Raw genomic sequence first — 24,550 nt, 5'->3', positions numbered from 1 at the left:
GAAACCCTCTTAAGCTTGAACCGTTTTATCGAATCGTCCGACCCACTCGGTCCGCTGTTTGTTAATTGTTGCCCAATCTAAAAGCTCCAGTTTGGGCAGAATTTCGTCTAGGCTGTTGCCAAGTTTCTGAGCAATGTCAGCGGGAATAGGCACGTTTTTGTTCGTAGGCAGGACATAGCTCATTTCGGTCATCTTGGTCTGAACATCGGTGCTAATTGCTGTGTCAATATAGGCAGCAGCCAGATCGACACTGGTATTGGGATTTTTGACAATGCTCATCGTCGGAGTCAGAGCAAAGCCGCCTTCCTTCGGCATAATCCAGTCAATGTCCACGCCTTTTGACTGGAGCAGTTTGACGCTGTTTAAGTCATGTGGTGCAATGTCGATCTCTCCCTGTTGAAAGAGCGTGATCAGTGCCCCAGCATTGGCAACTACTCCCGCCAGATTCGGCACTAGCTTTTCTAGCTGAACAAATGCCGGGTCAAGATTTTCAGCACTGCCGCCGTTCATTTTGGCAATTTTTTGCATAAAGCCGATCGTGTGGTTGTTCTTCATGGCCATCAGTGCAACCCGACCCTTATATTTGGCATCCCATAAATCTGCCCAGGAAACCGGGGGTGTTGTAATCACCTTGGGATTATAGGCAATGCCCACTGCCTGAACTCCAATCAACGGTCCCCAGGTATCCTGACTTTTGAACCGCTCGGCTAAATCCCCGTAGTTCTTGAGCTGATCGATCGGCAGTTTTTGAAATAGTTCTTCCTTCGGTGCGCCATCAAACACGCCATAGTCCAAAGACACCACATCAAAAGGCGGGCTGCCAGGAGAAGCTGTCAGCTTGGCAATTTGATCGGCAGACACCAGCGGCACTAAAGAAGTTTCTGCATTCGTAGCCGCATTGAATTGAGGCACAACGACTGTGCGGTTAAATTGCTCCCACGATCCGGGTAGCGTTGTAGCGATGAGCTTGCCGCCTGCCGTACTGGCTGCCGTACTGCTTGTGGTGTCAGGAGCTGAGCCTGTCGTACAGCCTTTCAGCACCCAGCCTGCCCCAGTAAACAAAGTGGCTCCCAGCATCGCTCGGCGGGTCATGCGAACGATTTCATGATTTGACATAAAAGTTTCCTTAAGTGGATTGAACTGCAATGACAAAAGAATCAACCCAAAAAGATTAAACCGTTACCTCCTTGTTGAATCGCTCAATCCACTCCGATCGATTCTTGCTAATCGTTGTCCAATCCTGGTAGATGTACTTTTCATAGTCATTGAATGTTTTGGCGACTTTTTCTGCCAGAATTCCTGTCAGTGGCGCGTTTTTGTTCACAGGCGCAATGAAGTAGGGTTCACTTGCCATTGCCGTTTGCACCTCAGTGCTGAGGGCGGCATCAATATAAGCGATTGCCAAATCCGCATTGGAGACCGGATTCTTGACAACGTGCATCGAAGCCCCAAACGCATAGCTACCTTCTTTGGGAATCGTCCAGTCTACATCTACGCCTTTGCTTTGCAGAAGGGCAATACTGCTGAGGTTGTGCGGCGCAATATCAATCTCGCCCTGCTGAAATAGCGTGCCCAGCGCACCCAGGTTCGGCGCGATCGCACCCACATTGGGCAAAAGTTCCTTTACTGCTTTGAACGCAGGCTCCAGATCTGCCTCGCTGCCACCGTGCATTTTGGCAATTTCCACCATCCAGCCTGTGCCTAGGGTGCTGCTCATGTTGGTAATTCCAACGCGCCCTTTGTATTCTGGCTTCCAGAGATCAGCCCAGGAGGTTGGAGGAGTGGTGATTTTCTTCGGGTTATAGGCAATGCCAACAAACTGAAGCCCAATAACGGGTCCCCAGTCGCCATCTCCCGACTTTTGATAGCGTGGCAGTACATCAGCAAAGTTTTTGCTTTTATCTGCTGGAAATGCCCGTAAAATTTGATCTTTCGGAGCAGTAATCAGCGGACCTGGATCGAGAATTGCCACATCGAACGGTGAATTATTTGCGCCCGCAGCCTGCAATCGCGCCACCTGATCCACAGCAAACATGGGAACCAGAGTAACCTCTGCCCCGGTTGCTTTCTTAAAAGCAGGAACTAAGATTTTGCGGTGAGCATCTTCCCAGTTCCCCTGATAAGTTGCTGCTACCAAGCGACCACCCGAACTTCCTTCATCGCCTTCTGCCTGGGTCTGATTTGCACAGGAATTCAAACCTGCGATCGCCAAGCCAGCCCCGAAGCTTGCGCCTAAAAAAGTCCGGCGTTTCATACCATAATCCATAATTTGAAGAACTCCTGAAAGCGGATGTAAAAAGAGATTGCGGAACAAAGGTGAACAATGGCTTGAATTTCCGGCTGAAAATCAGACTGAAAAACTAAATCTGCTCTCACGTCCCCTTTAACTGCTTTATCAATCAACGCCAACAATGAAACTCATGGAAATCAACGAATGAATGGCGAATGAATAGCAATGCAGCGAATAAGTAGCCATGCAGATGAATAACACTGCAAAACGAAAGTCAAAAGAAACAGAAATACAAACACAAAACGCTAGCTGACAGTTGGGAACAGCGAACAGGCGTGGGGAGAAGCGAGTTCCAGATAGATTTGCTGCCCCTTTTCCAGCAAACGAGTTCCCGGAACCCGAGGCTGCGTCACTTTCACTTTGGTATCCGGCGAGACTTGCACCTCGTAGGCAGTCACCGCTCCCAGGGGCAAACACATCTCCACCGTACTGGACAAGCTATAGACGGTCGGCTGGGCTTGAATTCGCAGGTTTTCCGGTCGGACTGCGAGCAGCAGATCGCTAGCTGGTTGAATTGGCGTTTGGCTTGCCACTTGCAGATGTCCTCCTCCGGGAACCTGCACCACATAGTCTGAGGTCTCCCGTCCTACCAGCGTTACAGGCAGCAAATTACAGGTTCCGACAAAGGTGCTGACGAATTTTGTCGCAGGCTGATCGTAGATTTGACTGGGTGTATCAAACTGGTGAATTTCGCCCTGGGACATGACCGCAATTCGATCGGACATACTCATCGCTTCTTCCTGGTCATGCGTCACCAGAATCGCCGTTACGCCTTGCTTGCTCAACAGTCGCCGAATCTCGATTTGCATATCTAGCCGTAGATTTTTGTCTAGGGCACTGAACGGTTCATCGAGCAGCATTAGCTTTGGTTCAACTGCCAGGGCACGGGCGATCGCCACCCGCTGCTGCTGTCCACCTGATAGCTCGCTGGGATAACGTTTTGCCAGATGCCCAAGCTGCACCAGTTCCAGCATTTCTCCCACTTTGCTGTTGACGCTGGCGTTCGGCATCCGTTTCGCTCTCAAGCCATAGGCAATATTGTCCCAAACGGTCATGTGCGGAAACAGGGCGTAGTTCTGAAACACAATCCCGACTCCCCGCTGACTCGCTGAGAGCGTTTCCACCGATCGCCCATCCAGCAAAATTTTGCCAGAACTGGGTTTAAGGAAGCCGGAGATAATTCGCAGCAGCGTTGTTTTGCCGCAGCCACTCGGTCCCAGCAGCGAGACAAATTCACCGGGCTGGATATTCAAATTAATATCTTTTAACGCGACCATTTCACCAAAACGATGCACGATCTGCTCAAGCACAAGACTGTTTCCCGAATCAATTTCGGATACTAGGGCAGACGTATCAACCGATCGAACCTGCTCAACTGACTTCATGCGCTTCATCCTTATTAGGCGGGAATAAATATTAGGCAGGAATGAACTGCCGCTTGCTTTGCCAAATCTCCATCTCTATTGATAGAGCAATTGATAGAGCAATCAAAATACTCTGATTGAACTAATTTGATTGAACTAATCTGATTGAACTAATAGCGTTACTACTATGCTGTAATCTTTAATTAATCAATGTACTGGATGCACAAAGTGAAAGAGTATCGTAAGAAACAAAGTTGTCGATTCAAGGTGAATCAACTAGCGAATTAGTTTCAAAAACTGCCAAAAACTACCAAATTGTATAATTTAGCAAGGAAACCATAAGAAGTTTGAGCCAGTCTCGCTGCAAATTCTAAATTATTAAGTTATCTGTCCTTGAGGCTAATATTGTTTGCTCCCGTAATTAAAGCAACTTTTTCGTTCGCATCCATCTACATATTCTCTATTTTGTTGCGCAAGTAATTTATTGTTTAGTTTTTGGAATTGTCAGAAATTTTATGATTAATTCTTCATCGTTTTATCTTTTGCAGCTGCAATCGAAGTGCTTTCATCCTACAAACTCGATCGAGCTTTTCAAATGTCTAAATCTATCTAGTAATTGCCTAATTCTCTACTAAGGCGATCGTTTAGAGAAGTTCTATAATCGTCAGAAGTAAGGCATTGAGTCAATCGAGTCTTTACCATGATCGAAATCTCTAACCCTGACATCATCGCGGAGCAGTGCCAGGAACTGGCAACACGGGTGATGCGGTATACCGAGGACAGTGGTATCCATCCGGCTGCGATCGAGCAATTGTACCTGATACGATCGGATGCAGTGTTGACCGGATTTCACAGTATCAATGAGCTGATGCTTGCGATCGTCGTGCAAGGTCAAAAAGAGGCGTTATTGGGTGAGGAAGCATATCAATATGGCGCAATGCAATATCTTGCTGCTTCGGTTGATTTACCGTTGAGCGGATGGGTGGTTGAGGCGACACCCAACAAGCCGTTTTTAGGGCTGAAGCTGAGCTTAGACCCGACGCGGGACGTTGAACGGCTGCGAACGACTTCGTCGCCCGAAGTGCGCCCGGCTTAACAGCCAAATCTAAGCCTGCAAAGAATTAGCTCTTATTCGGCAACTGGCTCAAGTCTTGTGTTCTATTCAGCCTTCCACATTGGCTTTCCACATCAGCCTTCCATAAGATGGGTATCACAAGTGGCCATACCCAATCTTAGTCTCCAGGATACTTTGATGAACCGAAAACGCCTTCTCGGATTCTTAAGCGGAATAGTTGCAGCACTGCTGCTGGCAATTACTCCTTCGGGAAATTTCGCAGTAAACGGCATTCGGACGATCATGCTTGCTCCAGCCCAGGTTCAATCTACAACGCTTTTGATTGCCGCTGCAGCCAGCTTGCAAAATGCCCTTGAAGAACTCGATCCTATCTTTGAAGCAGCCGATCGCGGCATTACCGTCAACTATAACTTTGCCGCTTCAGGACCGCTTCAGCAGCAGATTGAGCAGGGCGCACCCGTTGACTTATTTATTTCGGCTGCAAGCCGTCAGATGGATGCTTTACAACAGAAAAATTTGATTGTAACCAATACCCGTCGCAATCTGCTTACAAATGATTTGGTGCTGGTTGCCCCCAGCAATTCGACGCTGGGACTAACGAGTTTTCGGCAATTGATCAATTCCAATGTCAGAAGAATTTCGGTGGGCGAACCTCGCAGCGTTCCAGCTGGAACCTACGCCCAGGAAATGTTTACAAACCTGGGAATTTTAGAGCAGCTTCGTCCTAAATTTGTCTACGGCAACTCCGTTCGCAGCGTTTTGGGAACCGTTGAAAGCGGCAACGCAGATGCAGGCATAGTCTACAGAACGGACGCGAGAATTACCAATCAGGTCAAACAGGTGGCAGCCGCCCCGAATCGCCTCCACTCCCCGATCGTCTATCCGATCGCCGTAATTTCCGCCAGCCGAAACCAGCAGGCAGCTCAGACGTATGAGCAATTTTTGAGCAGCAGTCAAGCGCAAGCTATCTTTAGACGCTATGGCTTTGGAATTGCCCGTTAGAAGAGGGAGTGAATAGTTTAGCAGGGTGCAGAGGTGAAACCTACCCCAAGGGAAGCACAGCCTCTACAGCCTCTGTCTTATCTCTACTGCTCTGCCCCTTCACTGATTTGCCCTTCCACCCCTCACCTCTTTATGACCCCCGACTTCTCTCCACTGTGGATCTCACTCAAAACCGCCGGGCTTGCCACGATCGCCACTTTCTTTACAGGGCTGGCAGCTGCCTACTGGATGTTAGGCTATCGGGGACGGTGGAAGTCTGTAATTGAGGGAATCTTTGTCGCGCCGCTCATTCTGCCGCCCACTGTAGTCGGTTTTTTGCTGCTGCTGTTGTTGGGTCGTAATGGTCTGCTTGGCCAGTGGATGGCTGGATTTGATTTCACGATCGTCTTTACCTGGTACGCTGCTGTGATCACTGCGACCGTCGTGGCGTTTCCCCTAATGTACAAAACGGCATTGGGAGCATTTGAACAGGTTGATAGCAGCCTGTTGCAAGTGGCCCAAACCTTGGGGGCATCCAAAGGGCGAATTTTCTGGCAAATCCTGCTGCCACTCTCGGTTCCAGGTATTTTAGCTGGGACCACACTGGCATTTGCGCGAGCATTGGGGGAGTTTGGCGCAACCCTGATGCTGGCAGGCAATATTCCCGGTCGAACGCAAACAATTCCGATGGCAATCTTCTTTGCGGTGGAAGCAGGCGCAATGGAAGAAGCGTGGCTATGGGTGATTGTGATAATGACGATCTCGCTGTCAGGGATTATTGTGGTCAACCGATGGCAGAAACAGCACGAGCGTAAAATTCAGAAAAATTCCTTTGGAGTTGTGGAAGCGAATGAACCCGTGAACGGCAGAAGCGATCGAATTGGTAATTCTCCTGCTGTGCCGCTGACCCATTCGCTGCTGTTGAATACAGAGCAGGGATTGCTGGTTAACATCCAGAAACAGCTTGCAAACTTCACCTTGGACACGGCTTTTGCAGCCCACGGAGAAACGTTAGGGCTCCTCGGTGGCTCTGGTTCCGGCAAGAGCATGACGCTGCGCTGTATTGCGGGGGTCGAAACACCAACCCAAGGACGAATTGTTTTGAATGGGCAAACGCTGTTCGATTCAGCTCAGCGAATTAATATCCCCAGCCATCAACGCAGAGTCAGCCTGGTATTTCAAAACTATGCGCTATTTCCTCACATGACCGTTGCCCAGAATATCGCTTTTGGGTTGCAGCGTTTACCTAAAGTCCTGCGATCGCAGCGAGTTAATCAGCAGCTTGCCCTGGTGCAGTTACAGGGATTAGGCGATCGCTATCCGCATCAGCTTTCGGGGGGACAACAGCAGCGAGTTGCGCTGGCGCGGGCACTGGCAACCGAACCAGAAGCGTTATTGCTGGATGAACCGTTTTCAGCACTGGATACCTACCTCCGCAGCCAGCTTGAGCGGCAGCTCGTCGAAACCCTGTCTACCTATTCTGGGGTGACGCTTTTTGTCACGCACAATTTAGAGGAAGCCTATCGAGTGTGTGAAAAGCTGCTGGTGATGTCTGGCGGCAGGGCGATCGCCTATGACTCGAAACACCAGATTTTTGAGCATCCTCGCACGGTGCGCGTAGCCCAGCTCACCGGATGTAAAAACTTTTCCCGGGCTGCCGTCGCTGGATCAGATGCAATCGAGGCGATCGATTGGGGCGTGACGCTGCAAACCGTGGAAGCCATTCCCGATAACCTTACCGATGTCGGAATTCGTGCCCATCAAATTCGTATCACGACGCATCCTGAAGCAGGCAAAACAAACACTTTTCCCGCTTGGGTAACTTCCACCAGTGAAACGCCTCACCGAATCACCCTGTTCCTCAAGCTAAATGCTGCGCCCAAAGACTTACAGGACTATCATCTGCAAGCGGAATTGTTTAAGGATAAGTGGCGGGCGATTAAGGATCATCCTTTTCCCTGGTATGTTCAATTTGACCCCCTGAGCCTCATTTTGATGGCTGACTTGAAACAAAGTGTCTCAATGCTGCCAACTCAGCGAAAATGGGTGAATGAGTAGCAGAATGGAACCGGACATGATTCAGGATAGAACCGGGCTTGATTCAGGATAGTCTGCTAAATACACCAAAGCTTTAAACCGTAGTTCAACCAGTTGGTCATACAAGGGATTGAGTTTGCACAAAGGGGGAATGTGAACCAAAGGGCGATCGAAGAACTTGATGGTTCGTTCAAAAGGACACTGCGCCGGAATGACTTTGCATATCCAGTGCGCCATCTCATGATTGCGGATTTCAACCGATTCGAGTTGTTGACGGAGTGCAGCGAGAAGATTGAGGTGGTTGATTGTGAAGCGTTTCATATTGATGTTCCTCCAGAGCACTGTGAGTCGTTGGGATAACTTGAAGTCTGTTTCTTGCTATCTGAATCTAAATTAGCGAGGGAAGCGTTCCGAAAGCGTTCTCAAAACGTTCCGACCCTGATCAACTCACACGACTCTGTGATTTCTGGCATTCTGTAACTTCTGGCGCAGAGTTTCTCAACAGGAATCGATGGCTCGGCTTTAGGTCGGCAAGCGACTCGTACCCATTCAAACCGCAGCCTGAGATTAAAGGCATTGCTGAATGGAAATCGGATTTGCGGATAGGGAGTTTTGCGCTAGTGGTCGTTTGCAAATCACCCTTACAGAATTCACCTGTCGGAGCAGCAATGCCAGCTTAAAACGCCAGATTAAAATTATTCAGAAACTACAAGCAACGGGAGAAACTTGCGAATTAATCCGATCGCCACAGCAGGAAGTTCCAGGTGGGGGGTGAGCCTGGTGTCGTCTACAGATTGAAAGGTGCGAATTGCAGATGGGTTAAGTTTGGCAAAACGCTGTCCTAATTCAGGGCTGGTGTACTCGGTCGGCATTCCGTAGATCAAAGCGGTGGGTGTCACGAGCTGGGGAATGAACTGTGCCAAATCAAAACTCAAATCGCCGCGTACAAACGCCAGTGCCGCATATTCTGCATTGGGCTGCTGAGCAGACTGGAGGTAAGCTTCGACAATTTCTGGATAAACCCGATCGCTTTTGCCAAATTGCCGCTGTTCTAGAAAACTGCGAATTCCAAACGCGGTCGCAACCCCTGCACTGTAGAAGAGGCGATCGAGGAGCGGCGTTTTAATAAGTTGGGCAAAGAAATTGTCTTGATAGTTCTGCTCAAAATCATTCAATCCCGCTGCCGTCACCAGGATCAGGGATTTGAACAAATCGGGATGTTGCACCGCAGCCCGTACCGTAAACGCAGCCGTTAAACCCGATGCAATCACCGTGATCGGCTCAGTGCAACTCTGTTTGATAAACTCCACGATCGTTTGCACATAATCCTCAACGCGATAATTGCGAGCCGGATGATCAGAACGTCCCCAGCCAATCAAATCAGGTGCGAGAATCCGGTAGTCTGCGGCAAAAGCAGGATACACTTTTGACCATTCATAGGCAGAGGAACCGCCGCCGAGCGCATGAAGAAATACCAGCGTTTCTGGGTTAGTATTCCCTGTGTTCCACAGCTTGTCCTCAGCTGTGTAATACGCGATTTTTCCCAGAGAAGTGACGATCGATTGCTGGCCAAAACCCATTGGTATAAACATCGTTTGAGCCTCTGATAAATGAGCATCTAATCTTTGAGCGGCTCATGTCCCCAGTTTTTCAGCGAGGATCGCCAGCGAGTAGGTTCAATCTTGCCAGACGGTTTTTGCGCCGAGAGACGATGAATATAGCCCATGACACGACGCACCTGGTGATTATCCAGTGTTATCCATATGATGTGCCATGCTACTTCTCTTCTGCCTTCTTAACGTCTTTCCGATGGCGGAGCACAGTGCTATCCCCAAGCCCTTAACGTGTTAAAGACGGATTGAATTTAAGAAAATCGCGATCGTGGTTTAGCTGCTGCTAAAGGAAAAAAGGTTTGCGTTTGAGTTAATCGATCGAGGAATTTGCGTCAATGCAGTGAGTTCAGGTTCACAGACATTTATTGCTGAGATGGATTGCTAAATTGATTGCTGAGAAAAGGCATATTTTCAGGGAATGCGGCAAAGCCAGTCATTGAAGCGATAAGACTCTGAACGTGGTAGAAGCTCCCTGGTTGCTGTCGCGCTACTGAGTGAAGGTGGTAGCGATCGAATTTCTAATGCAGGATCGAAGTTAGCGCTTGATGAAAACCTGAGTGAAATAGAATTCGCCCTGATTATTTTGAGCGACTCCAACTCCAGTCAGGTTGTAGTCCCCCATAATGTTTTGAAAATGCCCCGGACTCTTGAGCCATCCATTCACGATTTGAGCCGTCGGATTGCTGAAGCCTTGATTGAAGGCAACATTTTCGGCTGAGGCACGCAAAGGAATCGAGTTTCTAATCGTTAGCACCCGGCTGCTAAAACCGTCATGACTTAAAGCACGGAGATCTGCCATCGATTGGCTGTGCTGCCTAGCCTGTTGGGTAATTGTGCTGTTCAACCTCATCGAAGATAACCCTTGCTGCTGGCGATACTGGTTAATCTTCTGGAAGACCGATCGCTCTAAGGTTGCTAAAGCTGTAGAGGCGGCTCGCTTGATACTCCGAGGAAACGTCTGAGGAAGCGCGTACCTCTCCGCCGAAAGTCCTCCGAACTCGCTTGCTCCACCAGAGCGAACAGGCTGGAAATCGAGCGACCGCTTCGTAGATCCTCCTAAAGATAGTGGTGATCGAGTTGTAGAACGCGACATGCTATTCATGTAGAACTACCTCCAAGCAGGTCTAGATTGCAGCCTCTACACTACTAGGCTTTATCGGAGGTGGATGTGACAGCGATCGATGACGAATGCTGCGAAATGTGTTGGCGGTACAAAAATCGATCGTTTTTGATTGAAAAACAGGACTTGTTGCACAATGCAGCAAGACGCTCCTTTCCAGCCAGATTGGGCAAAAAGCAAAGCAAACCGCGCGTACGGACGTAATTTTGCGGAGATTTGCGATCGTTTGGGCGAAAATCTCCTTTGTTGCAGGCTTTCTGATGCGATGATCAGGCTGTCCGGCTAACTAAAATCCTGCTTAAGCGTCGTTTGGAAATCGATCTATTGGAATTATCAGAATCCGTTATTGAAATCATCAGAATTGATTAATAGTTCTTCCCCTGCTCATCCACAAAGCACCACAGCCATTGTTCCCCCAGCTCTGCCGAACTAATTACAGAATGTCCCGTTTCCTTGTAGTGATGACGGGCGTGCTGATTCTTAGAGGAATCACAGCACAGCATCTTCCCGCAGGTCTGGCAAATTCGCAAATGAACCCACCGATCGCCTACCCGAACGCACTCCTCGCACTGAAAGGTAGGATAGTTAGATTTTAGGATCAGGTTTTCTACAGTCAATTCATTCAAATGTTGACAGGGCATTGGATTACCGGGGGGTAGATAAGTTAAGAGCGTATCTTCAATCTTGTTCACCCATGATAGTCTCATCGTGCAGGATAGAGACACTCTATTTATGTTTTTGCGACACAGCCCAATGGCTTGCTGCGCTATTTCCTTTAAATAATGTATAAAAATAAAAATACCGAATCGAAATCCTTCAGCTGTGATCTCAATCAATGGCCTCCACTGACTTCGATCAGTGATCTCAATCAGTGCCCTTTCCGGAAGGTTGACTGACACACTGGAATCAGATGATCATCTAGGAGGATGTTTAAACAGTCGCAAGTGTCCTACATCGCCCCGCTATTTCCCTTTCTGGTTCCCCATCTGGGTGCATTTTGAATCCCTAAAGCGAGCGATGTTCTCCCCGAGCCTGGAGGTTCAGGGGGCAATTTGGGCGATAGCCACAACTTTTCAAACGTCCTCTACGTCCTATTTCTAGTTGTCGCGATCGATTCGGCGTAAGTCAAAAAATTACTGTTATGTCAAACCAGAACAGCGGACAGTGGCAGGCTGGGGACACAATCCTGGATCTGTATCGGGTCATCGGAATTCTGTATCAGGATGAGTTTGGCGAGGTCTACCGGGCGCGGCATCTGGGCTGGAATGTCGATTTGTCAATTCATCGTCTCAAGCCGAGGGCGATCGCAGCGATCGGTGGAATCGAAGCCTTGAAGCAAACCGCCGATGCCTGGGTAGGCTTGGGGCTGCATCCCCATGTGGCAAACGCCTACTATCTGCGGTGGGTGAATGAGCCGTCCGGTGAGCAGCCATTGGTGTTTACCGAGTTTGGGAGTGACGGAACCCTGCATCAGTGGATTCAAAATTGGCGGCTTTACGAGCAGAGCGCACTGCTTCGTCGCATTCTAGACATCGCCATTCAGCTTGCCTGGGGACTGCAAACCCTGCACGATCAGGGCTTAATCCACCGAAATCTAACCCCTGCAACCGTCTTAATGGCTGGCGATGGCATTGCCAAGATCACTCAGGTTGGGCTAGCCGAGGCTCCCCCAGGTTATCAATCGCCCGAACAGATCAATCAGACTGACTTAACTTCCCAAACTGACCTCTGGGGTTGGGGGTTGACGCTGCTGGAAATGTTTACAGGTAAACCCATTGGGTCGTCGAGTCTGGGGGCAGTTCAGGTGCTCGATCGCTATCTAGAAGGCATGACCTCTGGCATTCCCCGGATGCCTGCGCCCGTAGCAGAACTGCTGCGTCGATGCTTCCAGAATGCTCCAGATCTGCGTCCTGGGAGCCTGCGGGAGGTCGCCAATCAGATGCAAGCAATTTACCAAACGGTGACAGGGACACTCTACCCGCGTCAAGAGCCGTCTCCGTTGCGAAGTGCCGATTCGTACAACAACTGGGCACTGGCACTGGTGGATCTGGGTCAGGGCGCAGAAGCCCTTCAGCGTTGGGACGAAGCCCTCACCCTTCAGCCGCAGCACCTCAATTCAATCTACAACTGGGGAATAATGCTTTGGCGATCGGGCAAAATAAGCGATCGCGATTTGCTGAACCAGCTCGAAGCGAACCGTCCTTCTCCTGAAGATGGGCACAGCAAGTATTTTCTGGGGTTAGTGCATTGGGAGCGGGGCGACTATGACACTGCACTTCGGCTCCTAGAAGAAGTTCAGGCGCAGGGCATCCACACGGATACTTTATCGCCGCTGCTGGCACAACTCCGGGAAAAATGTCCCCAGGCGAAGCAGCTATTGCCAGAGTTTCGCGATCGCGTTATGGAATACCAGCAAGGCACTAGTCGTTGGGTATCGTCGATCGCACTGAGTCCCACCGGACTGTATGCGGTATCGGGCGGCTCGGATCGCCTGATTCGGATCTGGGAGGTTCCCAGCGGTCGCTGCGTTTGTACCTTTCGGAGACACCGAGGACAGGTGACTGCCGTATCGCTTAATTCCGACGGTAGCCAGCTTTTATCGGGCAGCGAAGACCAAACAATCAAACTTTGGAATATTGCTTCTAATAGCCTTCAGTTCACGTTTGGCGGGGTCGAACGCGTTCGCTTTCGGGATAAAATTCGTCGCCTGTTGAATCCATCGCCGCCTACTAGCAGCAGCAATGGGCACAAAGGTACGATACGGGCGATTGCCTTTAGCCCCGATCGACGCAACATTTTGTCGGGTGCAGATGATTCAGCTCTGAAGCTTTGGGATGTAAACTCGGGCAGATGCCTGCAAACGCTACGGGGGCACCGGGCGCGGGTGTTTGCGGTGGCGTTTGATCCAACCGGACGCGAAGCTATTTCTGCCAGCAATGACCAAACGATTAAACTCTGGAATCTGACAACGGGGCAGGTGCTTCAGACGTTGAAGGGACATCAGCAGCTCACAGCGATTGCCCTTAGTTCTAGTGGACGCTATGTGCTGGCAGGCGATACCTCGATCAAGCTGTGGGATCTCTCGACGGGGCAGGTGGTGCGAACGTTTGACGACCCAGGGGTGCAGGCGATCGCCTTTAGTCCCAACGAGCGATATCTCTTGTCAGGCAGCCAGGATGGGCGACTGCGAATTTGGGAGGTCGAGTCGGGGCGATGTCTGCGGACCTTTGAACCGCATGAATCGGAAATTTACGCGATCGCGCTCAGTTCGGACGGTCGCTATGCCTTGTCTACGGATCGCGACAGCCTGAAGCTCTGGGCAGTTCACCTGAATGCCCCCGCTGATTTTGCCCCTCTGTCGCTGTCGCAAATGTTGCCTGCGGCGGTAGTTCTGACGGGCGATCGTCGCTATGAGGAGGAAATTACCCAGGCGGAGTCAGCTCTGAAACGCGGCGATGCCCCTGCGGCAGCTCAGCATTTGCGCGCAGCACGCTCCGGCTACCCACGGGGCATAGAAGCAGTGCAGGCATGGTTAAAGCTTTATTTCGACTTACCGCGCCAATCTCTCCGCGAGATCTGGGAGCAGACAACCCTGGACGGGCACACGGCTTCAGTACGGGCAGTTGCCTTTCAACCCAATGGACAGTCCATCCTTTCTAGCAGTGTCAATCGCACCCTTAAACGCTGGGATGTAGAAACGGAACGCTGTCTGCTCAACTTTGAAGGACATCAGAGTATTGCAGAGGCGATCGCCCTCAGTTCAGACGGAACCCAGATGCTATCGGGCAACGCCGATGGAACAGTGACGCTCTGGGATGTGAACTCAGGCGAAAGACTCCGAACGCTGACCGGACATCAGGGCACAGTGCGGGCGGTTGCCTTTCATCCTCAGGGACGCTATGCCGTGTCAGGCAGTGACGATCGCACGGTGAGACTTTGGGACACCGCAACCGGACGCTGTCTGCGAACCTTGACCTACCACACCGATCGCGTCACCGCAGTCGCAGTTAGTGCGGACGGACAATCGCTGCTGTCAGGTGGGGCGGATAAAACCGTAGTTTTGGCGGAATTGGCAACCGGTGAAGTGCTGCGAACCCTGGAGGGACATCGTGCGATCGTGTCTTCTGTCGCGATTGGTCCCGATGGACGAATGGCACTGTCAGGCAGCGATGATTGGACGCTGAAGCTGTGGAACCTGGCAACTGGAGACTGTGTGCGAACGCTGAGCGGACATATTGAGGCAGTGAAATCAGTTGCCTTTAGCCCTGATGGTCGCTTTGCCGCATCGGGCAGTGACGATCGCACGGTGAAACTGTGGAACCTGGCAACCGGAGACGCTGTACAAACGTTGACCGGGCATACGGAAAGGGTTCAGTCGGTCACCTTTAGTCCTGATAGTCGCTTTGTCGCATCGGGCAGTGACGATCGCACAATAAAACTGTGGCTACTGGACTGGGAATTGAACAATCGATCGCCTGCCGATTGGGACGAGGGCGCAAGTCCTTATCTAGATATCTTCTTGAGGCTACATACGCCGCCTCGTGCGACGCTGCCCGATTTGCGCGAACCCAGTCCCGAAGACGTTAGGCAAGCCCTCACCCCGTATGGAACGCCTGCCTGGGGAGAAGCCGACTTTAACCAGTTGATGCGGCTACTTCAGCAGGTGGGCTATGGCTGGCTGCGGCCAGAGGGGGTTCGCGAGCAGTTAACAAGCCGCACTCGATCTGCCACTGTATCTGCTTCACCGGCGGCTTTACCGGGAGCCTTACCGGGAGCTATACCAGAGAGCTTACGGAGGGCTGTGGCATCTCCGGATTCAACCGCGTTTGCGACGGCATTTGCGACGGAGTTCGCGACCTCACTGGGTACGACCTTCACAGAGCTGGAGACAACCGCTAAGGTCATTCTGACGGTGACAGAAGGGGTTTTGAAAGGGCAGAAGTTTAGCTTTCGCGATCGCACCGTTTGTATTGTCGGTCGGGCAAAGGACTGTCACTTGCCACTGCCCAACGACGAAAATCACAAAACGGTTTCCCGCTACCACTGCCTACTAGACATTAATCCGCCCTCGGTCAGCATTCGCGATCTGGGCAGCCTGCACGGCACTTATGTCAATGGTCAAATTATTGGACGGCGAAATCCCGACCAATCTCCGGAGGAGGGAATGCAGATTCGTTCTTCCGGGCATCACTTGCGGCAGGGAGACGAAATCAAACTTGGCAAAACCGTCTTTAAAGTTGCGATCGAAGGCGTGAATCCAATAGCTGCTGCAAATCGAGCTGTCTTTCATGAAACGGGCGTGGGTCAAACCGCAATTTTGGATCAGAAAACCGTAAGCGATCGTTCGGCGTTGAATCATTTAGGTCACTCGTCTAGTGCTGCACCGCTCCCTGAAATTGCAGGCTACAAGATCTTGCATCGGCTTGATGCCTCGGAAGTGGGAACAGTTTCACGCCACCCCGATCACGTTTCGATTTATGAAGCACAGCAGCTGCAAACCGATAAAGCGGTCACGCTAAAACTTTTTCAGCCCGAGAAAACGGTTCCGCTTTCGGCGATCGATACATTTTTGCGATCGGTCAATGCGCTGAAATCGCTTCAGCATCCCAACCTGCTTCGCCTTCAGGAAATTGGCATTGCCAGTGAAGCTTTCTTTTTTGCCTATGACTCGTTTGAGGGAAAGAGCGTTGCCGATCGGGTTCGGCAGCAGGGAAAGCTTTTGCCCCGCGAAGCGATTGAGATTGTCCTGCAAGCTCTGGAGGGGTTAACTTACGCCCATCAGGCAACTTTCCCAGATCAATCACCCGATCAACCTCAAAGCAGGATTCATGGACGGCTCACACCCAGCAATCTGCTGCTTACCCCAGACCAGGGCGTCAAAATCTCTGACTATGGAATTGCCACTGCGATTGCACAAGCCGGACTCGGCGATTTCTCTGCCGCAAATGCAGCCGCTTTTATGCCGCGCCAGCAGGCGATCGATTTCAAAGCGACCCAACCTGAACTTGACCTGTGGGCGATCGCTGCTTGCCTTTACTATATGTTGACGGGGGCATTCCCCCGCGACTTTAAAGGCGAAGATCCGTATCTGGTACTGCTGCAAACCAGTCCTGTGCCAATTCGCCAGCGCGAAGCCGGAATTCCCAAAGCACTTGCGGAATTGATCGATCTGGCACTCGTCGATAATCCCGCAATTTACTTCAAGAATGCAGCCGTCTTTCAACAGGCGATCGCTTCTGTGTCAATTGACTAGTATTGCTGCATCGGGAATCCAGAATTGAGTTTGGCAAACATTGATCAGCCCCCTAAGAGCAGCCCGCTAAATAGATCATCGCTGGCAACAGGGGGCTTTAAGCATTCGGACAGATTTGTCGATTCCTGTTCAAACGGCGATCTGGTTCGCCCCCTCGCGGGTGAATGCTGGGGGGAACCGAGCCACTCCTGCTCACGCTCAAAGTCCCCTAATATTGGGGAATTGAGGCTGTGAAGCCTGGAGCGTTTGCAGAATCAGCTTGTAGATACCCCGTTTGTGGATAGACAGTTTGTAGATACTCAGTAGCCCTTGCTGGAGAACTTCGATCGTTCAGAAAGTTCCACAAGTGAAGGACAGCGTCACTGTTTAGCGGCATTTGCCCGGAGGGGCGATCGACTCTGGGTTCTAACCCTTCTCACCGGCGATTCAAGCTGGGCCCCAAAGGGCGACATGTCGAAAGTATACTGACCGATCGATCGACCCAGCTTTAACCCATCCACATTGGCTGAATCCACATGGATGCCTCCATAAATCCGGCTCATGCCCGCTTCATCTGCTGCCTGCTTAAAGCTGGTGAATGAACGGACAACACCTGGCAATCCAATCGAGGTCGTGCTAAAGCTGGTATTTTCGCCGAACAGAGAGGTAAGAATCGTGGATGCGGCACCGCTAAACGTGCTGTGTCCTGAAACGTAATCTGGGAAGGGAGGAGTCGGAATGAGCGAAGTCCAGAAGGGGTCTGCGATCGTGGCATCATTCCCATCTTGATCTGCCAGTCGAATTGCGGTCACAGGCCGCCAGTTGTCATAAAGATACTTGGCATCCCAGGCAGCAATGCCAGCATCTGCTTGAGCACAATTCAGCAGGGCGAACAGCCGAGCATTTTCAGCCAGCGTATTCTTTTTGATCACAGCCAGTTGTTCGGCAACCAGATTCCAGTGTCCCGGTGGGGTAAACGTGCCTGCACTATCTGCCCAGAACAAAGCAGACTCGGTCTGGTCGGCGGTGCGGTTGGTGCTGTTTGCACTGCCCACCGCTTGCACTTGATTCACCTCTGCTGCATATTGAGCACTGCTCAAGGCAGGAGGACCCGATAACATGGAACGGAACTGAAAGCCGTATTTAAGCGTAAATGGCGTAACTTTGCCCCAGTGAGGCAGAACGGCTACAGCGGAGGATGTGGGCCGCCAGCGACCCGGTTCCAGAGTGTGGTTATAAGGAGGAACAGAATTGCCTGAGCCATCCTCATTCGGTTTTCGCTCTTCCAGCATGGCGACTGCAACGTCTTGACCCAGCGTGATTCCTCTGGTTTTTGCCTGACCGTTGGTAATCTCGGCTAACGACATCTCAAGCTGTTCTTTCAACAGTTTGGATTCAGTGGGATATAGATTCAGCAGAATTTGGTGAGCTGCCACTGCCACTGCGGCCTCTCGCGAAACGGGCCCTAAAGAATTTTTATTGACTGCATTAAACATCGCGGTATGGAGGATTGCCATATTGCGAGATGCGATCGGAGGAGAACTTTTCGTTGCCACGATCGCATTCAAAATCGTTGCGTTCCAGTCCACCACTACATCCGTTCCAGAGGCAGAAACCCGATGGTAGGCTGCATTGTTGGTTTCATTGCTCTCGGAAATGGTTTTCTCAGAATCAATATCGACAATGAGATAATAAGCTCCCGGTGCGACCCCAGCCGGATTCGTGAAGTTAAAGGTAAATTTTCGCGTGTTGCCTGCCTGAATCTGAACATTGCCCCGATTGACGCTGTCTAGAAGCTGATCGCTTGCATCAAGAACAAGGTCAGGAGAGGCATAGATATCGACCGCCAGCGATCCTGAAGCTCGAGCCTTACCCACATTGGTGATATCTACCTTAATTTTTCCTTTGTCATCCTTCTTTCTGGGATCGATCGTTTTTGGCATGGTCACGTCATCCACCGCACCAATTAAATCAGAACCACTGCTGCCTGCGCCCCCGTGCTTGCGATTCACCCGCACTGAGCCAGGGCGATTTCCCACCAGCGGATCTTCTGCTGTAGTACCCGTCAAGCCATCTTGATTGCTATGCGTCTGCGAATTATGCGATGTTGGCTTATTCTTATTTTTTGAACCTGTGAACTGTGCCGATCGGCTATCCATTCCTGAGCTTCGATCGTCATTCAAGCCTTCCGCATCTTTTGGGAAAACCAAATCAAAAGTCGATTGTTTTTTATTATTTGAAGTATTATTTTGAGTGTGACCGAGCTTGTTCCCGGGAGCGTGACTGAAAGTTTCACCGGAATAAAGAGCCGATCGAGCGCGAGTTGCCCGATGCAGAGAAGATTCTCCGAAATCTCCTGACGGTCCAAATTCTCTGGCTAAATCAACTGCACCAGAAGCCAGTAAGGCTGTAGAGTCTTCCATTCTAAACCTCAAACTTTTAGCAGGTTCCTATGTCTTTACACCGGTTCTTTCTTAAAAACCGAAGGATTTTCGTACCGGATCATCAAATTTGCTCAAAATTGCGGTCGATCGCCGGAATACCGTCAGTTTTTGGCTCAGGGCAACCTAGTTTCTAGATCCAGAAACTTCAGATGCAGAAACTTCCCCCCCCTCCTATGCCTTACCAGGCAGAAGCGGCTGTAAGGATTGGAGATCAAACCCCTGAGCGAATGCCTGAAAATAACTCGATAATTTCTACAAACGCCAAATCTTAATTGCTTTGTCTCGGCTACCGCTAATTAATGTTTTTCCATCCGGGCTAAGTGCAAGCGATAAAACCCAATCCTGATGTCCAGGCAGCGTGTTTAGCAATGCTCCGGTCTGCAAATTCCAAAGCTTGATCGTGTTGTCTTCGTGGCTACTGACCAGTGTTTTTCCATCCGGGCTAACAACCAGCGATCGAACAAAGCCCGACTGCTCTGGCAGAGTCTGCACTACTTTTCCAGTTTTGAGATTCCAAATCAAGGTTTCATCCGTTCCTCCTGTGATCAATGTTTGCCCATCAGGACTCATCGCGACCGATTCCACTGCACCGGCATGTTGATCGAGCGTATGAACCCGTTTCTCTGTTTCTAAACTCCAGACTCTAATGGTTTGATCTTCACTGCCTGCCGCTAAAAGTTTTCCATCAGGGCTAATTGCAACGGACTTAACTGGCTGTGAATGACCTTCAAAGTCACACAAAAGTTCCCCGGTTTTTGTATTCCAGACAGAAACGGTCGTAGCGTAATTGCCTGACGCAAGCATTTTTCCATCTGGACTAAAAGCAACAGAGGAAACCCAATCGGGATGATTAAGGGTATGTATCAGCTTTCCAGTGTTGAGATCCCAAAGCCGAACGGTATTGTCTCGACTCCCCGTAGCTAGCATCCCTCCATCGCGGCTAATGGCAACCGCCACCACCTCGGCAGTATGTCCTGAAAAAGTTTGGAGCAATGCGCCAGTCTGCGAATCCCACAGCTTCACGGTATTATCTTCGCTGCCGCTCACAAAGGTTTTGCCATCGGGGCTCATGGCGATCGCATCAACTGCCCCTCGATGGACTGCTAACGTGTTCGCAAGGGTAAATAAAGATGAATTTTGGCGTGAATTCTGGGACGAATTCTGGGATGAGCTCTGGGACGAACTCGGCGGCTGTGCAGGCAAAAATTGAGTTGTGAGGGCTCTACTGCTGGGAATCGCTTGAAACCGCCAATATCCATATCCTGCAAAGGTAGATGCCAGCGTTACTCCCACAAGCGCCCAGCGATTGACAAAACGGTTTAGAGAAAGAAGCAATTGCCAGCGACGAGCGATACTGGTGCTTGCGATACTCGTACTTGTTGCACCTGTACCTGTTGCACCTGTACTTGCCACACCTTTACTGGATTTTATGATGGAATCACCTAAGGCAGTTGGGAATGGCTCTACCGGGTCAGGAAGCGTGCTAGGAAGCGTGCCAGGAACTGTAGCCGGGTCATAAATTACGGTTTCCTCAGAAACAACACCCTGTAAAACAACATCCTGTAACTGTCGCAGGTCGAATAATACTTCCTCAACGGATTTGTAGCGATCGATGAAATGGGTTCGAACCATCTTATCGACAACATCACCAAACTCCTGACTCACCTGAGCCTGTTCTCGCCAAATCACCTCACCGGTCTCAAAGTCTTCTTGCAGCTCATGCGGCGGTAAACCCGTGAGTGCCTGCACTGCCACCATCCCTACCGCATAAATATCGCTGTTAAAGCGAGGCTTACCCCCCTGCTGTTCGTTTGGCATATAGCCAGGTGTGCCAATGGCGATCGTGACGCTGGTTTGCCCTTTTGCTTGCAGGTGAACGACCTCGGTGCTAATTTGTTTGACCGCGCCAAAGTCAATCAGTACAATCCTGCCGTCTTCTTGTCGCCTAATCAAATTACGCGGTTTAATATCCCGGTGAATCACGCCCTGCCGATGCACAAACTGAAGCACACTGAGGATGTCGCTGATCATCGCAATCACTTCTGCCTCACTCAGCCGCTTGCTGTAGGCTAGCTCGTGGCTCAGGTCGTGTCCTTCAACAAATTCTTGGACTAAATAAAATTCCTCATCCTCTTCAAAATGGGCAAGCAGACGGGGAATTCGATCGCTTCTGCGACCCAACTCATATAGAGTTGTGGCTTCCGCATTGAATAGACGCCTCACGGTCTTTAAAGTTGCCGTGTCCGGTGATTTTGACTTCAGCCGCTTCACAACGCAGCGAGGAACCGTAGGAAGCTGCTTGTCTACAGCGAGATAAGTATCGCTAAATCCTCCCCCACCTAACCGCTGGATGATTGAATAGCGTCCACTCAGTGTTTTGCCAATCATGATTGTTATGTAGCTTACAGAATCGAGTCTGATTATTCTACGGTCACTATATTGATGCTCACCCTAATAATTTCAGCAATATAATATCAGTTCTAAAGTGGGTTCTTACCTCCGGATAAACCCAAAAGAATATATCTTCCATATTGCTGTCTTATGCAAGAAGTCACAAGCTCTTCATTTTAATTTCAGTTGGAAAATACGCTTCCTTCAGTAGTCAGTCCGACGATCGATGTTATCAATAACACATTTCTTCTAATCTACCTTTCGACAGATGGCTTGAAGGATTACAAACCGAGATTAGAATTCAAATGCGATTCAATCGATTCCTGCACAAGACCTAAACAATAGAACGTATTCCGATAGCAAACCTGAACAATCAAGGGAACACTGACAGAACAACGGGGGTAAAGCTTCGGATTAACTGTATCGATAATCACAGAGGCTTTTTTTGATACAGTGTTACAAATATTAGGTATTGTATCAAGAAAGAGATTGAAGGCGACCAACGAAAAAACCTGCTTTTGCAGGCAGAGCCGATCGACTTCCCTGGATTGCGGCTACGAGCGATTTTGTCGCGCCAAGCGCGTTCAGTTGAACCTAGAGCGATTGCCCTCGGAAACTTCAATTCTCTGTTCATCCACCCAGCGATTGTCTTCGGACAAGCGATTGTCTTCAGACAACAGTACCGCGATCGCACACCAATGTCATCAGGCCCACCAACGCGACCCAAAGCCATTTGCGAAGCGATGAAGCGGTTAATGTCTGAATTGTCTCGCACTATACCAGCGCCAAAATCCGTTTCGATTGTACCGGGAGCGATCGTATTCAGCGTAACTTGTCTTGTCCCAATTCCTTCGCCCTATACCGGGTTAACACCTCGACCGCGCCCTTCGCGCTAGCATAACCGGCATAGCTTGGGCAAGGTACTGCTTTGCTGCCCAGTGCTTCGATCGCCGAGACGACTACTTTGGCTTCCACTTCATTTCTGTGATCCGTGACGATCGCACCCGTTCCTTTTTTTGCCAGTGCCAGAGCAGTATTTTTGCCCAGTCCTCGACTTGGTCCTGTAATCTAAGCAATTTGGCGTTGCAGGATGGAGGGAGGAATTAGATGCCTTTAATCTGGCAGGTTAGTTGCAGAATCTGTCGGCATACCAATTTGCTCGGTGTCAGGTAACACTCCTTGTAACGAATCGCTGCTGTTTGCAGGAATATCTGGATTGTTATGGAGATTGACAGCCCCCTTCTCAGCTGAAGGTTCGACAGTAGAAAAGGCTCCCATTTCGCCGGAAGCATCAGCCGTTTTCGCATCTCCTGTTCCAGGTGCACTTGAGAAATTGGTAGCGATCGGAGCACTGATTGGATCGCCCTCCGGTTGTCTACCACCGACTTCTACACGAGCGTCCAGCATTGCACTCCCCTGCATATTTTGAGCAGTTAATGGCTGAGACTGCGCGGATGCAACAACTGCTTGATCAGGATTGACGGCTTGATCAGATAGGGATGGGTCACTCATGAGTTTCTCCTCGCATAGGAACTGCAAAGTGGTTATTGAAAGCGGTTAATGGATGTATCGATTATCAGCTTCATCTGACATGCTTTGGGAAGCTTCGATCGTCTCCTCATCTGGATTAGCAGCATCTTCTGGAGGCGGGTGATCTGTGGAAGGGATATTAGTGGGATAGGATCAGAAGCGACCTCTTCCAACACTGTTTCATCGTTATGGCTTGTACTCTCCGTTATGATTCACGATTTTCTTCAACATTCATGTCTACAATCAATCTTCAATTTGGATTTTCAATTTGGCTTGTAAAGCGATCGTGAACCGCGCAAGTACAGCGTTTAAACTCATTAACTGAGGCTATTAAAAAGCTTCATCAGTTTCTTAGGGCTTTTGCATTAACAGAGTATTTATATAAATATCTCCACTAAAGCGATTTAATACGCTTATCGCATCAAGTCTTTTCCGATTTATTAACGATTTTAATTATTAAAGCGCGATCTTGACAAGGTTGCTTCATCCAAAATAGCGAAGCTTATGTATTCATAAGGGAGTGCCTTAAATTAAAAAATCATGTAAGCACAAAACCATATAATTTGCCCAACGAAAGGAAATTGGTTAAATGTTTAGTTCTGCTGCTGCAATTCTTTTTGAATTCATCAGTGCGTCACTGCATTTGGAAATACTGCTCTATAACGTGCCAACAGTGGCAGCTCAAGTTTAACTTGTGGTAGAAGCCAATAGGCGTATATGATTTCTGTCATTTCTGCTGGTTGTACATTCGTTGAATCCGCTTGATGCCCCATTACCTGCTCCAAAATTTCCTCTGCCAGCGCTATGAATTCCTGAGATTTGCGTTGGCGGGGACGTGGCAGCGTTACAGGCATATCTACCGTAATCTGACCATGTTCGATCAGGAGAACGCGATCGCCCAGCATCACTGCTTCATCCACATCATGAAGTAATTAGAAAAATAGAAAATCGGTGTTCCTGCCAGATTCGTTCAATTAGTCGCTGCATTTCAATCCGGTCAGGGCATCGAGGGTCCCCAAGGATTCATCGAGCATGAGCAGAGAATATGATCTGAACAAGAGCCATTTTATGGAGAGACATTTGTAAGTTCAGCCACAGACGCTTGATGTTGCTCAATCCAATCTTCTGCCCACTGAAACTGCACCCCAGCCCGGCGGGCAGCGGTTTCATCTTCTGAGCGATCGCCCACATACCAAGTATTTTGAGGGCTATGCTTGTACCGCGCCATCGCCAGTTTCAGCATTCCTGGGCCGGGTTTACTGTACTGCCCCGACCACTTGCTTTGACTATGGTTGTGGAAGTTGTGACGAGTCACGCGAAAACATCGTCTGCCTTCAAAACCGGGACAGAAGTAGATTTCTTTACAGCAGTTTTTAGGTAATTAGCCCCTTTTCTATTAAGCTAACGAGTGGACAATCTATCAAGTTGGTGAAATGCCTGTCGCTTACTCAACGGATTTACGCACTCGTGTAA

16 protein-coding genes and 1 pseudogene are annotated in these 24,550 nt (G+C 49.9%); 4 read left to right on the top strand and 13 right to left on the bottom strand.

The window, feature by feature from the left end; genetic code table 11:
• Positions 1-9: 9 nt before the first annotated feature.
• The 3 genes from NDA02_RS19210 to NDA02_RS19200 all read right to left on the bottom strand — a co-directional run bounded on the left by NDA02_RS19210 (position 10) and on the right by NDA02_RS19200 (position 3,675).
• Entirely contained in the window at positions 10-1,116 is a 1,107-nt protein-coding gene (locus NDA02_RS19210; RefSeq protein WP_190792423.1) for an extracellular solute-binding protein, read from the bottom strand.
• A 55-nt stretch (positions 1,117-1,171) separates the two neighbouring features.
• On the bottom strand, positions 1,172-2,254 hold the full coding sequence (locus tag NDA02_RS19205; protein ID WP_199296603.1) for an ABC transporter substrate-binding protein: 1,083 nt from the start codon (positions 2,252-2,254) through the stop codon (positions 1,172-1,174).
• Between the two features lie 281 nt (positions 2,255-2,535).
• The gene (locus NDA02_RS19200) at positions 2,536-3,675 is read right to left on the bottom strand and encodes an ABC transporter ATP-binding protein (protein WP_190792421.1); all 1,140 of its coding nucleotides are present in this window, start codon (positions 3,673-3,675) and stop codon (positions 2,536-2,538) included.
• Between the two features lie 679 nt (positions 3,676-4,354).
• Between NDA02_RS19200 and NDA02_RS19195 the strand changes: the two genes are divergently transcribed.
• The 3 genes from NDA02_RS19195 to modB all read left to right on the top strand — a co-directional run bounded on the left by NDA02_RS19195 (position 4,355) and on the right by modB (position 7,768).
• A complete protein-coding gene (locus NDA02_RS19195) occupies positions 4,355-4,750 on the top strand; it encodes an AraC family transcriptional regulator (protein ID WP_190792420.1) in 396 nt (131 codons plus the stop codon).
• Positions 4,751-4,906: 156 nt separating this feature from the next.
• Positions 4,907-5,731: a molybdate ABC transporter substrate-binding protein gene (modA, locus tag NDA02_RS19190; protein ID WP_190792419.1), complete on the top strand. Its 825-nt coding sequence runs from the start codon at positions 4,907-4,909 to the stop codon at positions 5,729-5,731.
• A gap of 132 nt (positions 5,732-5,863) precedes the next feature.
• A complete protein-coding gene (gene modB, locus NDA02_RS19185) occupies positions 5,864-7,768 on the top strand; it encodes a molybdate ABC transporter permease subunit (RefSeq protein ID WP_190792418.1) in 1,905 nt (634 codons plus the stop codon).
• A 21-nt stretch (positions 7,769-7,789) separates the two neighbouring features.
• Here modB and NDA02_RS19180 read toward each other — a convergent pair whose 3' ends face one another.
• From NDA02_RS19180 to NDA02_RS19165, 4 genes are all read right to left on the bottom strand, one after another.
• Positions 7,790-8,068 carry a Mo-dependent nitrogenase C-terminal domain-containing protein gene (locus tag NDA02_RS19180; protein WP_190792417.1) on the bottom strand — a complete coding sequence of 93 codons (279 nt, stop codon included), beginning with the start codon at positions 8,066-8,068 and terminating at the stop codon, positions 7,790-7,792.
• Between the two features lie 374 nt (positions 8,069-8,442).
• Positions 8,443-9,339 (bottom strand): alpha/beta hydrolase, encoded by an 897-nt coding sequence (locus NDA02_RS19175; protein WP_190792416.1) that lies wholly within the window; start codon positions 9,337-9,339, stop codon positions 8,443-8,445.
• Between the two features lie 556 nt (positions 9,340-9,895).
• Positions 9,896-10,462: a CAP domain-containing protein gene (locus NDA02_RS19170; protein WP_190792415.1), complete on the bottom strand. Its 567-nt coding sequence runs from the start codon at positions 10,460-10,462 to the stop codon at positions 9,896-9,898.
• A 383-nt stretch (positions 10,463-10,845) separates the two neighbouring features.
• Positions 10,846-11,121, bottom strand: coding sequence for a UBP-type zinc finger domain-containing protein (locus NDA02_RS19165; protein ID WP_190792441.1), 276 nt, complete (start codon positions 11,119-11,121; stop codon positions 10,846-10,848).
• A gap of 500 nt (positions 11,122-11,621) precedes the next feature.
• Between NDA02_RS19165 and NDA02_RS19160 the strand changes: the two genes are divergently transcribed.
• Positions 11,622-16,733 carry a protein kinase gene (locus tag NDA02_RS19160; protein WP_348255646.1) on the top strand — a complete coding sequence of 1,704 codons (5,112 nt, stop codon included), beginning with the start codon at positions 11,622-11,624 and terminating at the stop codon, positions 16,731-16,733.
• Between the two features lie 359 nt (positions 16,734-17,092).
• Here the strand turns inward: NDA02_RS19160 and NDA02_RS19155 are convergent, their stop codons facing one another.
• The 6 genes and pseudogenes from NDA02_RS19155 to NDA02_RS19130 form a co-directional block, all read right to left on the bottom strand.
• A complete protein-coding gene (locus tag NDA02_RS19155) occupies positions 17,093-19,135 on the bottom strand; it encodes a CARDB domain-containing protein (protein WP_348255644.1) in 2,043 nt (680 codons plus the stop codon).
• 273 nt (positions 19,136-19,408) lie between these two features.
• Positions 19,409-21,544, bottom strand: coding sequence for a serine/threonine-protein kinase (locus NDA02_RS19150; protein ID WP_348255642.1), 2,136 nt, complete (start codon positions 21,542-21,544; stop codon positions 19,409-19,411).
• A 587-nt stretch (positions 21,545-22,131) separates the two neighbouring features.
• Positions 22,132-22,615, bottom strand: a pseudogene (locus NDA02_RS19145) (SDR family oxidoreductase).
• 45 nt (positions 22,616-22,660) lie between these two features.
• Entirely contained in the window at positions 22,661-23,059 is a 399-nt protein-coding gene (locus tag NDA02_RS19140) for a hypothetical protein (RefSeq protein WP_190792411.1), read from the bottom strand.
• Between the two features lie 644 nt (positions 23,060-23,703).
• Complete coding sequence (locus NDA02_RS19135) at positions 23,704-23,997, bottom strand: hypothetical protein (RefSeq protein ID WP_190792410.1); 294 nt, start codon at positions 23,995-23,997, stop codon at positions 23,704-23,706.
• 146 nt (positions 23,998-24,143) lie between these two features.
• Positions 24,144-24,392, bottom strand: a complete 249-nt coding sequence (locus NDA02_RS19130) for an HAD hydrolase-like protein (RefSeq protein ID WP_199296601.1) — start codon at positions 24,390-24,392, stop codon at positions 24,144-24,146.
• Positions 24,393-24,550: the final 158 nt, after the last annotated feature.

The organism is Leptolyngbya sp. ST-U4, assembly GCF_039962215.1.
Taxonomy (GTDB): Bacteria; Cyanobacteriota; Cyanobacteriia; order Elainellales; family Elainellaceae; genus Leptolyngbya_A.
The sequence above is the reverse complement of the archived record's forward strand: the minus strand, read 5'-3'. Positions and strand labels throughout refer to the sequence as shown.